Here is an 11,984-nt window from a genome sequence, read left to right on the forward strand (position 1 = left end):
CCCAGGAGGCATCTTGCGTCGCATGAGCAAGATCGCGGCAGTGACCATGGTGGGGGCCCTCGCCCTGACCGGGTGTGGCAGCAATAGCGGCGGTGGCGGTGGGGGCGGCAGCAGCAGCTCCGGCGGCTCGGCCTCCGAGGACGTCTGCAAGTCCAAGACGGACGGCGACGGTCCCAAGATCGGCCTGGCGTACGACGTCGGCGGCCGGGGCGACCAGTCCTTCAACGACTCCGCCTACGCCGGTCTCGAGAAGGCCGTCGAGGACCTCGACGCCACCTGCGTCGAGGCCAACGCCCAGACCGACGACAACGACACCACCCGCGCCGAGCGGCTGCGCACGCTGGCCGAGGGCGGCGTGAACCCCGTCATCGCGGTCGGCTACCTCTACTCCCCGGCCGCGGCCAAGGTCGCGCCGGAGTACCCCGACGTCGACTTCGCGGTCATCGACGGCTACGCCAGCACCATCGCCACCGACGCGACCAACCTCGCCGACCTGACCTTCGCGGAGAACGAGGGCTCCTACCTCGTCGGCGTCGCCGCGGCGCTGGAGTCCAAGAGCGGCAAGATCGGGTTCGTGGGCGGCGTCGACGGCGAGCTGATCCAGAAGTTCGAGGCGGGCTACGTCGCCGGTGCGAAGTCGGTCAAGCCCGACATCGACATCGCGATCCAGTACCTCACCCAGGACCAGGCCGACGCCGCGACGGGCTACGAGAACCCGTCCGGTGGCAAGGCGGCGGCCGAGGCGATGTACCAGGACGGCGCCGACGTGGTCTACCACGCCGCGGGCAAGTCGGGGCTGGGTGTCTTCCAGGCCGCGGCCGCGGCCGGCGACGGCAACTGGGCGATCGGGGTCGACTCCGACCAGTACCTCACCGCGCCGAAGGACCAGCAGCCCCGCATCCTGACCTCGATGCTCAAGCGCATCGACACCGCGGTGCTCGAGGCCGGCAAGGCCGTCCAGGACGACAGCTGGAAGTCCGGGTTCGTGACCTACGACCTCAAGAGCGACGGCGTGGGCTACTCCACCTCGGGCGGTTTCGTCGACGACCTGAAGACGCAGATCGACGAGGCGGCCGACCAGATCAAGAGCGGCGAGGTCACGGTCCCCGCGAAGCCGGAGAACTGACCCCACGCTCCGGCCCGCTGCAGGGCCACGAGCAGTGACCAGGTGCCCGGGCGACCCGTAGGGTCTGCCCGGGCACCTGGCTGTAGCGCCACCTGGCACACCCACCGAGGAGGAGGCGGACCGTGTCGACCAGCACCGGCTCGCAGACGCAGGCGGGCCGCACCCGCACCCCGGCCATCGAGCTGCGGGGCATCGGCAAGCGCTTCCCCGGCGTGATCGCCAACCACGACGTCGACATCACGATCGAGAGCGGCACCATCCACGCCCTCGTGGGGGAGAACGGTGCCGGCAAGTCGACCCTGATGAAGATCCTGTACGGCGTGCAGCGGCCCGACGACGGCACCATCACCGTCGAGGGCCAGCAGGTCACGCTGTCCACCCCGGCCGACGCGATCGCGCGCGGCATCGGGATGGTCTTCCAGCACTTCATGCTGGCCGACAACCTCACCGTCCTGGAGAACGTCACCCTGGGCGCGGAGAAGCTGCACGGCATCGGCGACGCCGCGCGCGCCCGGATCGTGGAGATCTCCGAGCAGTACGGCTTCGGCCTCGACCCCGACGAGCTCGTCGAGACCCTCGGCGTCGGCGAGCGGCAGCGCGTGGAGATCCTCAAGGTGCTCTACCGCGGCGCCCGCATCATCATCCTCGACGAGCCCACTGCCGTGCTGGTGCCGCAGGAGGTCGACGCCCTGTTCGACAACCTTCGGCTGCTGCGCGAGGAGGGCAACACCCTCATCTTCATCTCCCACAAGCTCGACGAGGTCCGGGCCGTCGCCGACCGGATCACGGTCATCCGCCGCGGCACCACCGTCGCCTCCGTCGCCCCGGCCGAGGTGACCTCGCGCCAGCTCGCCGAGCTGATGGTCGGCAGCGAGCTGCCCTCGCCGAGCACGGGGGAGTCCACCGTCACCGACCGGGTGCTGCTCTCGGTGCGCGACCTCACCGTCCGTGACGCCCCCACCGTCCCCGGCCAGACGGTCGGCCGGGCGGTGCTCGCCGACGTCTCCTTCGACATCCACGCCGGGGAGGTGCTGGGCATCGCGGGGGTCGAGGGCAACGGGCAGACCGAGCTCGTCGAGGCGCTCGTCGGGATGCGCCGCCCGGAGCAGGGGTCGGTGCACCTCGCCGACCAGGACGTCAGCGAGTGGTCCACCCGTCGGCGCCGCGAGGCCGGCATCGGCTACGTGCCCGAGGACCGCCACCGCCACGGCCTGCTCCTGGACTCGCCGCTGTGGGAGAACCGCATCCTGGGCCACCAGACCAGGCCCCCGTCGGTCAGGGGCGGCTGGCTCGACGTCCGCGGCTCGCGCAAGGACTCCACCCGCATCGTGGAGCAGTACGACGTCCGCACCCCCGGCATCGACACCACCGCCCGGGCGCTGTCGGGCGGCAACCAGCAGAAGTTCATCGTCGGCCGCGAGATGAGCGGCGACCCGGTGCTCCTGGTGGCCGCGCACCCGACCCGCGGCGTCGACGTCGGCGCCCAGGCGCAGATCTGGCAGCACGTCAAGGACGCCCGGCGCGAGGGGCTGGCCGTGCTGCTCGTCTCGGCCGACCTCGACGAGCTGATCGGCCTGTCCGACACCATCCGGGTGATGCTGCGGGGGCGCCTGGTCGGCGACTTCGACCCGCAGACCGTCACCCCCCAGGAGCTCGGCTCGGCGATGACCGGGGCCGGCGACGAGGAGACCGCACGATGAGCGTCGTACGCCGGGCCGTGGTCGTGCTCGCCGCCCCCGTCCTCGCCCTCGTGGTGGCCGGGCTGATCGTGAGCGGGCTGCTGCTCGCCACCGGCGACGACGTCGCGGGGTTCTGGCGGGTGATGACCACGGTGCCGAGCGAGCGCTCGATCGTGGCGATCATGAACCAGTCGACGATCCTCTACGTCTCGGGCGTCGCGGCCGCGATCGGCTTCCGGATGAACCTGTTCAACATCGGCGTCGAGGGCCAGTACCGCCTCGGCGGGTTCGCGGCCGGCGCCTTCGCCGGCCAGGCCTGGCTGCCCGGCTACCTCAACACCGTCGTCGCGATCCTGGTCGCGATGCTGGTCGGCGCGCTGTGGGCCGGCATCGCCGGCGTGCTGCGCGCCTACCGCGGCGTCAGCGAGGTGATCTCCACGATCATGCTCAACGCCATCGCGGGGTCGCTGATCGGCTACCTGATCAAGCGCTGGGGCGAGAGCACCGGCAACGCGACCAACACCAAGGCCATGCCCGAGGGCAGCCGCATCGGCACCGTCGCGGTCTTCCCCGACAGCCCCGTGGAGCTCTACGGCCTGGGCCTGCTGGCGGTCGTCGTGGGCGTCGGCTTCTGGGTGCTGCTCAACCGGACCCGCTTCGGCTTCGACCTGCGGGCCACCGGCGCCTCGGAGTCGGCGGCCGTCGCGAGCGGCGTCGACACCCGCCGGATGATCGTGGTGACGATGCTGGTCTCGGGCGGCGTCGCCGGCCTGATCGGGCTGCCGGTGATGTTCTCGCAGTCCTACAACTACGGCTCGTCGTTCCAGACCGGGCTCGGCTTCACCGGCATCGCGGTGGCGCTGCTCGGTCGCAACCACCCGGTGGGCATCGCCTTCGGCGCGCTGGTCTTCGCCTACCTCTCCCAGCAGGCCAACCTGCTCAACATCCAGGCCGGCATCAGCCCCGACATCATCGAGGCGACCCAGGGCATCATCGTGCTCGCCGTGGTGATCGCCTACGTCGTCGTGCGCCGCTACCGCGTCCGGCAGGAGCAGGCGCAGGTGGCCCGCCAGCTCGACGACGCCCCGCCCGGCGCCGCGCCCGCGTCAGCCGCGACCCCCGCCGGAGGTGCCCGATGAGCGTCCCCACCACGGCGACCGGCGGCGCCGGAGCCCCTGCCCCCCAGGGTGACCCCGCCCCGCACCGGGGGCTGCGGCTGCTCGGCATCGGGGTGGGCGTGTTCCTGCTGCTGTGCCTGGTGCGGGTGGTCACCGGCGCCGGCCCGCTCACCTCGTTCGGCACCCTCGCGCTGACGCTGACCGCGGCGACCCCGATCGTGATGGCCGGTCTGGGCGGGCTGTGGTCCGAGCGCGCGGGCGTGGTCAACATCGGGCTCGAGGGCATGATGATCCTCGGCACCCTGGGCGCCGGCTACATCGGCTACCACTACGGCTGGGTGGCCGGGGTCCTCGGCGCGGTGATCTTCGGCGTCGTCGGCGGCGCGCTGCACGCGCTCGCCACGGTCGTCTTCGGCGTCGACCACATCGTCTCCGGGGTGGCGATCAACATCATCGCGCTCGGCATCTCCGGCTTCCTGGCCGAGGTCTGGTTCTCCGCGCTCCCGGGCGGCGGGCCGACCCAGTCACCGCCGCTGCCGGCGGTGCCGCGGATCGACGTGCCCTTCCTCGCCGAGCCGGCCAAGGCGCTGGCCGACCGCGGCTGGTTCGTGCTCAGCGACCTCGCCGGCCTGGCCGAGGTGTTCACCCGCAACCTCTCGCTGCTGCACGTCGTGGGCCTGCTGCTGCTCCCGGCCAGCTACTGGCTGCTGTGGCGCACCCGGTTCGGGCTGCGGCTGCGCTCGGTCGGCGAGGCCCCCGCGGCCGCGGAGTCGCTCGGCGTCGACGTCATCCGCTACAAGATCGTCGCGGTCCTGGTCTCCGGCGCCCTGGCCGGCCTGGGCGGCGCGATGATCGCGATGGTGTCCTCCTCGGGCTTCCAGGTCGGGATGAGCAGCGGCATCGGCTACATCGGCCTCGCCGCGATGATCTTCGGCAACTGGCGGCCCACCGGCCTGCTCGTCGGCGCGCTGCTGTTCGGCTACACCCAGGCGCTGCCGTTCCGCGACGGCCCCGAGACCGTGCACGCGCTGCTCCTGCTCGTCGGCGTGCTGCTGGTCGTGGTCGCCGTCGTGCAGGTGGTGCGTCGCAAGGGCCGCACGGCGGTCTGGCTCGGGGTCTTCGCCGTGGCGTTCCTCGCCTGGTTCGCCAGCACCGACGTCGTGCCCTCGGACTTCACCCGGATGTCGCCCTACGTCACCACGCTGCTCGTGCTCGCCCTGGCCTCGCAGCGGCTGCGGATGCCTGCGGCCGACGGCGTGATCTACCGCAAGGGCTCGGCCGGGTGAGCGTGACCCCCGACGAGCCCGCCGGCGGCTGGGAGGCGCTCCGGGCCGAGGCGGTCGCCGCGTCCGCGCACGCCTACGCGCCGTACTCCCGCTTCCGCGTCGGCGCTGCCGCGCTCGTCGACGACGGCCGCGTGGTCTCGGGCTGCAACGTCGAGAACGCGGCGTACGGCGTGGCGCTGTGCGCCGAGTGCGGTCTGGTCTCCCAGCTGCACCGCAGTGGCGGCGGCCGGCTCACCCACTTCGTGTGCGTCGACGGCGAGGAGCGGCTGATCATGCCGTGCGGTCGCTGTCGGCAGCTGCTGTGGGAGAACGGCGGTCCCGACCTGCTGCTGCTCACCGGGCGCGGCGTACGACGGATGGACGAGGTGCTGCCCGATGCGTTCGGCGCCGACGACCTCGGTTGACCTGACCTCGGCCGCCGTCGTGGCCGACCCCTACCCGGTGCTGGCCGCCGAGCGGGCGCAGCACGCGGTCGCCCGGCACGAGGACACCGGCACCTGGCTGGCGTTCTCCCACGCCGCCGCCGGGGCGGTGCTGCGCGACCGGCGGCTGGGCCGGATCTGGCGCGACCGCGAGCCCGCGGCCTACCTCGAGCCGTTCAACCTGCTCCACCGCCACCAGATGATGGAGAACGAGCCGCCCGAGCACACCCGGCTGCGCCGGGCCGTGGCCGGCGCGTTCAACCGCGGCCACGTCGAGCGGCTGCGCCCCCGGGTGCGGGAGCTGGCGGCGGGGCTGCTGGCCGAGGTCGACCGGTCGGGCTTCGACGTGCTCGCGTCGTACGCCGAGCCGCTGCCCGTCCTGGTCATCGCCGAGCTCGTGGGGCTGGACCGCGCCGACGTTCCGTCGCTGCGGCGCTGGTCGCAGGCGATCGTGCGGATGTACGAGCCCGCGCCCTCGCCGGCCACCGTGGACGCGGCCGTGTCGGCGGCGACCGAGTTCGCCGACCTGGTGCGCGAGCACGTGCAGCGGCGCCGCACCCACCCCGGCGAGGACCTCACCACCGACCTGCTGGCCGCCGGACTGTCCGAGGTCGAGCTGGTCGCCGCCGTCGTGCTGCTGCTCAACGCCGGCCACGAGGCCTCGGTCAACGTCTTCGGCAACGGGCTCGTCGCCGCGCTGCGCCACGGCGTGCGGCTCGGCGAGGTCGAGGACCTGCCCGTCCTGGTGGAGGAGATGCTGCGCTTCGACTCGGCGCTGCAACTCTTCGAGCGCACCGCCACCACCGACGTCGAGGTCGGCGGCGTGGTCGTCGCGGAGGGCGAGCGGGTGGCGGCGCTGCTCGGCGCGGCCAACCGCGACCCGGCGGTGTTCGCCGAGCCCGACCGCTTCGACCCCGCGCGGGCGACCAACCCGCACCTCGCCTTCGGCGCCGGCCTGCACTTCTGCCTCGGCGCGCCGCTGGCCCGGATGGAGCTGGTCGAGTCGCTCGCCGCGCTGGGCTCCACGTTCCCGGACCTGGCGCTCGCGGGCGAGCCGACCGGCCGGGGCACGTTCGTGCTGCGCGGCTGGGCCGAGGTGCCGGTCACCGGCTGACCGGCGGCGCGGGTCGAGCCGGTCGCCGGTCGAGTCGGTCGCCGGTCGAGCCGGTCGCCGGTCGAGTCCGTCGCCCTCAGGTCTCGCGGGTGCGTGGGCTGATGCCGCAGCCCACCACGGCCAGCCCGACGAGCCCGGCCACCAGCGCGGGCAGCGCCACGGTGGGCACCAGCACGGCCAGCAGCGCCCCGCCGAGGCCGACGAAGACCGCCTGCGACATCTGGTCGGCCAGCTGGACCGAGGAGGAGTGGAAGCCGACCTCCTGCTGCTCGGAGTGGGCCAGCATCAGGAACGACAGCGACGAGTAGGACAGCCCCATCCCGGCGCCGCTGAGCGCGAGCCCGAGGAACGCCAGCCACGGCACGAGCCCGAGCGTGACCGGCACCAGCAGCGCGAGGCCGACCGCCACCAGGGCGAACCCGACCCGCAGCAGCGCCGCGCGCGAGAGCGCCGGACGACGCCCCTGCCAGGCCGAGGCGGCCGACCAGCCCAGCGAGCCCACGATGAGCGGCGCCCCGGCGGCGGTCAGCGACCAGCCGTGCGTGGTGGTGAGGGTCAGGGGCAGGTAGGCGTTGGCGGTGAAGAACGCGCCGGAGACCAGCCACCGGCCGGCGACCACCGCGCCGATCCCGGCGCCGGCGCGGGGGGTGCCGGTGGGGAAGACGCGCACCAGCGCCACCCCCAGCACCCCCACCGCGCCCACCACGACCAGGAGCCGGCCGCCGCGGGGGTCCTCCGCGGCCCAGGTCAGCACCGAGACCGCGACGGCCGAGACGGCCGCCGCCGTCACCAGGCCGCGCCGGGCCTGCGGGGGGTCGCCCTCGGGCGGGGCCAGGCCCGCCACGGCCGGCAGCACCAGCAGCACCGCGACGGCCACGAGCGGGACCAGCCCGAGGAAGACCCAGTGCCAGGAGAAGCGGTCGGTCACGAACCCGGCCACCGGCGGACCGATGAGCGACGGCAGCACCCAGGAGGCGGACAGCAGCGCGAACACCGCGGGCCGGGCGCGCCGGGTGTAGACGACGGCGATGAGCACGTAGACCCCGACCCCGAGGGCCCCCGCCGCGAACCCCTGCAGCACGCGTCCCACCAGCAGCGGCGCCATCGTCGGGGACAGCCCCGCCAGCAGCAGGCCCGCGCCGAAGACCAGGGGCCCGACCAGGAGCGGCAGCCGGGGGCCGTGGGCGTCGCACCAGCGTCCGGTCAGCACGTTGCCGAGCACGGTGCTGGCGATGAACGCCACGAACGGCCAGGCGTAGGTCTCCACCGACCCGAGGTCGGCGACCAGCGCGGGCATCGCCGTACCGACGCCCATGGCCTCGAACGCGACCAGGCTGATGGTGAGCACGATGCCGACCGTCACCGCCCGGTGGGAGGGCCCGAAGAGCTCCTCGCGCACGCTCGGCTCGGTCGTCGTCACCGTCCCAGCCTGCCCGCCCGTGCCTGACGTCGCGCACCGGGGGAGCGCCGGTAGGTTGGTCGGTCCGCAGCACCCCAGGGAGGACCGCCATGGCCCAGCACGACGCCGTCGAGGTCATCGTCGCCAAGCGCGACGGTGGCGAGCTCAGCGACAGCCAGATCGACTGGGTGGTCGACGCCTACACCCGGGGCGAGGTGGCCGACGAGCAGATGTCCGCGCTCGCGATGGCGATCCTGCTCAACGGCATGGACCGCCGCGAGATCTCCCGGTGGACCGCGGCCATGATCGCCAGCGGAGAGCGGATGGACTTCTCCTCGCTGTCGCGGCCCACCGCCGACAAGCACTCGACCGGTGGCGTGGGCGACAAGATCACGCTGCCGCTGGCGCCGCTGGTCGCGGCCTGCGGCGTGGCCGTGCCGCAGCTCTCCGGCCGCGGTCTGGGCCACACCGGCGGCACCCTCGACAAGCTCGAGGCGATCCCGGGCTGGCAGGCCTCGCTCTCCAACGCCGACATGCTCCGCCAGCTCGAGGACGTCGGCGCCGTGGTGTGCGCCGCGGGGTCGGGGCTGGCCCCGGCGGACAAGAAGCTCTACGCCCTGCGCGACGTCACCGGCACCGTCGAGGCGATCCCGCTGATCGCGTCCTCGATCATGAGCAAGAAGATCGCCGAGGGCACCGGCTCGCTGGTGCTCGACGTCAAGGTCGGCACCGGCGCGTTCATGAAGGACCTCGAGCGTGCCCGCGAGCTCGCCGAGACCATGGTGGCGCTCGGGAAGGACGCCGGCGTCCACACCGTCGCCCTGCTCACCGAGATGTCGGTGCCGCTCGGCCTCACCGCGGGCAACGCGCTCGAGGTGCGCGAGTCGGTCGAGGTGCTCGAGGGCGGTGGCCCCGCCGACGTCGTCGAGCTCACCCTCGCGCTGGCCCGCGAGATGCTCGCCGGCGCCGGCCGCGACGACGTCGACCCCGCCGAGGTGCTGGCCTCGGGTGCGGCGCTCGACGCCTGGCGCGCGATGATCGCCGCGCAGGGCGGCGACCCGGCTGCGCCGCTGCCGACCGCCCGCGAGACCCACGTGGTCACCGCACCGGCCTCGGGCGTGCTCACCCGGCTCGACGCGATGGCCGTCGGCATGGCCGCCTGGCGCCTCGGTGCCGGCCGCGCCACCCAGGGCGCCGCGGTCCAGGCCGGCGCGGGTGTCGAGTGGCACGCCCGCCCCGGCGACGAGGTCGCCGAGGGACAGCCGTTGCTCACGCTGCACACCGACGAGCCCGACCGGTTCGAGCGTGCGCTCGCCTCGTTGGAGGGCGGCATCGACGTCTCGCCGGCCGGCACGGCGTACGAGCCCGGGCCGATCGTGATCGACCGGGTGGGCTGAGGGTCTTCGGTTTCCCAGGCCCGCCTGGGAAACCGCCCTCGTCCGAACGCACGGTACGCGACACGCCGTACGACGGGGTCCGGGTGTTCGGAGAAGGATGACGCCCCCGGGACGTCATACGGATCGTGGCTCGGAGCCACCGACTCGTATGACGTCCCGGTGCGGGCGGGCGCCCACGAGCCCTCAGACGTACGTCGTGACCTCGCCCGACAGCATCGTGGCGCCGCCGGTGGCGAAGGTGGGGACGTCGGCGACCGCGGCCTTGCCCTCGGGCCCGCCGAAGCCGGCGGCGAACGCGTCGCGGTCGGCGAAGGTGAGCACCGCGACCAGGTAGTGGTCGGCGGGGGAGCCGTCCGGTCCCGGGTCGGCCTTGTGGGAGGTGTACGACAGCAGGCCGGGCACCTTCTCGGCGAGCGGCGCGTGCGTGCTCGCGTAGTGCTCGTCGAAGGCGGCGGGGTCGTCAGGGTGTCCGTACACGACGGTGAGCTGGTAGGTCATGGACCCACCTTCACCCCTGCCCCCCGACGGCACAAGGCGCTCGCGGGGTAGTCCGAGACGAAGAGCACCGTACGACGAGCCGCGACGGTGCTTTTCGTCTCGGACTACCCGGTGGTCCGGGGTCGCTCGGTCAGCCGAGCAGCAGCACGACGGTCTCGGCGACGCAGGCGGGCTTGTCCTGGTCCTCGATCTCGACGACGTACTTCAAGGTGAGCTGGCGGCCGGCGGAGACCTCGGTGATGGAGCCGATGCTCGCGACCAGGCGCACCCGGGAGCCGACGAGGACCGGGTGGGGGAAGCGGACCTTGTTGACGCCGTAGTTGAGCTTGGCGCCGGAGGTCTGCAGGTCGATCACCTGGGCGCTGAGCCAGGGGATGAGCGAGAGCGTGAGGTAGCCGTGGGCGATGGTGCCGCCGAACGGTCCCTCCTTCGCCTTCTCGACGTCCACGTGGATCCACTGGTGGTCGCCGGTCGCGTCGGCGAACTGGTCGACGCGCTCCTGGGTGATCTCCACCCACTCGGTGGTGCCCACCTCCTCGCCGGTGGCGGACTCGATCTCCTCGAAGGTGCTGAAGGTGCGCATGCAGGTGGCTCCCGTTCGGCGTCGACCCGTCCCGAGCCTCGCCCGACGACGGTGTTGGATGGCGGCATGGCCGAACCTACCGCCCTCACCACCGCGCAGATTCGGTCCGTCCCGAAGGTCCTGCTGCACGACCACCTCGACGGCGGTCTGCGGCCGGCCACGATCGTCGAGCTCGCCGACGAGGTGGGCCACGCCCTGCCCGCCGCCGACGCCGCGTCGCTGGGTCGCTGGTTCACCGAGTCGGCCGACAGCGGGTCGCTCCCGCGCTACCTCGAGACCTTCGACCACACCGTCGCGGTGATGCAGCGCGCCGACCACCTGCGCCGCGTCGCCCGGGAGTGCGTCGAGGACCTCGCCGCGGACGGCGTGGTGTACGCCGAGGTGCGCTACGCCCCCGAGCAGCACCTCGCCGCCGGGCTGACCCTCGACGAGGTGGTGCGCGCGGTGCAGGACGGCATCGACGAGGGCACGACGGCGGTCGCGGCCGGCGGCGGCCGGGCGATCGTCGTACGCCAGCTGCTGACCGCCATGCGGCACGCGGCCCGCTCACGCGAGATCGCCGAGCTGGCCGTCGCCCACCGCGACGTCGGCGTGGTGGGGTTCGACATCGCGGGAGCCGAGGCGGGCTACCCGCCCACCCGCCACCTCGACGCCTTCGAGCACATGAAGCGCAGCAACGCCCACTTCACGATCCACGCCGGCGAGGCGTTCGGGCTGCCCTCGATCTGGGAGGCGTTGCAGTGGTGCGGGGCCGACCGGCTGGGCCACGGCGTGCGCCTGATCGACGACATCGAGGTGCTCGACGACGGCGAGGTCCGGCTGGGCCGGCTGGCCTCCTACGTCCGCGACCGCCGGGTGCCGCTCGAGCTGTGCCCGCACTCCAACGTGCAGACCGGTGCCGCCGCCTCGATCGCGGAGCACCCGATCGGGCTGCTGGCCCGGCTGAAGTTCCGCGTCACGGTCAACACCGACAACCGGCTGATGAGCGGCACCTCGATGACCCGCGAGATGCAGGCGCTGGTCGAGGCCTTCGGGTGGGGGCTGGAGGACCTGCGCTGGGTGACGGTCAACGCCATGAAGTCGGCCTTCGTCCACTTCGACCAGCGGCTCGCGATCATCGAGGACGTCGTCAAGCCGGCGTACGCCGAGGCGCTGCGCGACTGACCCACCCGGGCCGCAACACGCCCGTGGCGACCATCCGACATCGGGCCGATCGGGCGCGACAACGGGGCCCCCGGTCGGAGAGGGTGAGGGCCGTGCCGTGCTGCGGTCCCGGTGTCCCGGGCGCTGCGCGGACGCGCGGTGGGACGGCGACCGGGGGGATCGCCGTCTCGTCGCGCGGGCGGGAAAGGTGCTGCCCAC

The 11,984-nt window shown here is 73.3% G+C and carries 11 protein-coding genes; 8 read left to right on the forward strand and 3 right to left on the reverse strand.

Going from position 1 to position 11,984, the window contains the following annotated elements:
- Positions 1-22 precede the first annotated feature (22 nt).
- The 6 genes from ASG49_RS04595 to ASG49_RS04620 all read left to right on the forward strand — a co-directional run bounded on the left by ASG49_RS04595 (position 23) and on the right by ASG49_RS04620 (position 6,745).
- Positions 23-1,126: a BMP family protein gene (locus tag ASG49_RS04595; RefSeq protein ID WP_156384186.1), complete on the forward strand. Its 1,104-nt coding sequence runs from the start codon at positions 23-25 to the stop codon at positions 1,124-1,126.
- Between the two features lie 122 nt (positions 1,127-1,248).
- Positions 1,249-2,826 carry an ABC transporter ATP-binding protein gene (locus tag ASG49_RS04600; RefSeq protein ID WP_056537630.1) on the forward strand — a complete coding sequence of 526 codons (1,578 nt, stop codon included), beginning with the start codon at positions 1,249-1,251 and terminating at the stop codon, positions 2,824-2,826.
- Positions 2,823-3,944 (forward strand): ABC transporter permease, encoded by a 1,122-nt coding sequence (locus tag ASG49_RS04605; RefSeq protein ID WP_056537633.1) that lies wholly within the window; start codon positions 2,823-2,825, stop codon positions 3,942-3,944. Before ASG49_RS04600 ends, ASG49_RS04605 begins: the two co-directional genes overlap by 4 nt.
- A complete protein-coding gene (locus tag ASG49_RS04610) occupies positions 3,941-5,209 on the forward strand; it encodes an ABC transporter permease (RefSeq protein WP_056537636.1) in 1,269 nt (422 codons plus the stop codon). The genes ASG49_RS04605 and ASG49_RS04610 overlap by 4 nt, the downstream gene beginning before the upstream one ends.
- A 2-nt stretch (positions 5,210-5,211) precedes the next feature.
- Complete coding sequence (locus ASG49_RS04615) at positions 5,212-5,613, forward strand: cytidine deaminase (RefSeq protein ID WP_056537639.1); 402 nt, start codon at positions 5,212-5,214, stop codon at positions 5,611-5,613.
- On the forward strand, positions 5,585-6,745 hold the full coding sequence (locus tag ASG49_RS04620) for a cytochrome P450 (protein WP_056537643.1): 1,161 nt from the start codon (positions 5,585-5,587) through the stop codon (positions 6,743-6,745). Before ASG49_RS04615 ends, ASG49_RS04620 begins: the two co-directional genes overlap by 29 nt.
- 76 nt (positions 6,746-6,821) lie before the next feature.
- Here ASG49_RS04620 and ASG49_RS04625 read toward each other — a convergent pair whose 3' ends face one another.
- Entirely contained in the window at positions 6,822-8,165 is a 1,344-nt protein-coding gene (locus ASG49_RS04625; RefSeq protein WP_200936196.1) for an MFS transporter, read from the reverse strand.
- Positions 8,166-8,254: 89 nt separating this feature from the next.
- Here ASG49_RS04625 and ASG49_RS04630 point away from each other — a divergent pair, with 89 nt between their 5' ends.
- On the forward strand, positions 8,255-9,541 hold the full coding sequence (locus ASG49_RS04630) for a thymidine phosphorylase (RefSeq protein WP_056537649.1): 1,287 nt from the start codon (positions 8,255-8,257) through the stop codon (positions 9,539-9,541).
- A gap of 183 nt (positions 9,542-9,724) precedes the next feature.
- On the opposite strand, the gene ASG49_RS04635 is transcribed toward ASG49_RS04630, so the two are convergent.
- Positions 9,725-10,039, reverse strand: a complete 315-nt coding sequence (locus tag ASG49_RS04635) for an EthD family reductase (RefSeq protein WP_056537652.1) — start codon at positions 10,037-10,039, stop codon at positions 9,725-9,727.
- 130 nt (positions 10,040-10,169) lie between these two features.
- Complete coding sequence (locus tag ASG49_RS04640) at positions 10,170-10,622, reverse strand: MaoC family dehydratase (protein ID WP_056537657.1); 453 nt, start codon at positions 10,620-10,622, stop codon at positions 10,170-10,172.
- Positions 10,623-10,688: 66 nt separating this feature from the next.
- On the opposite strand from ASG49_RS04640, the gene ASG49_RS04645 reads away from it, so the two are divergent.
- A complete protein-coding gene (locus ASG49_RS04645; RefSeq protein WP_056537660.1) occupies positions 10,689-11,786 on the forward strand; it encodes an adenosine deaminase in 1,098 nt (365 codons plus the stop codon).
- The last annotated feature ends 198 nt before the right edge of the window (positions 11,787-11,984 follow it).

The organism is Marmoricola sp. Leaf446, from assembly GCF_001424755.1.
GTDB lineage: Bacteria > Actinomycetota > Actinomycetes > Propionibacteriales > Nocardioidaceae > Marmoricola.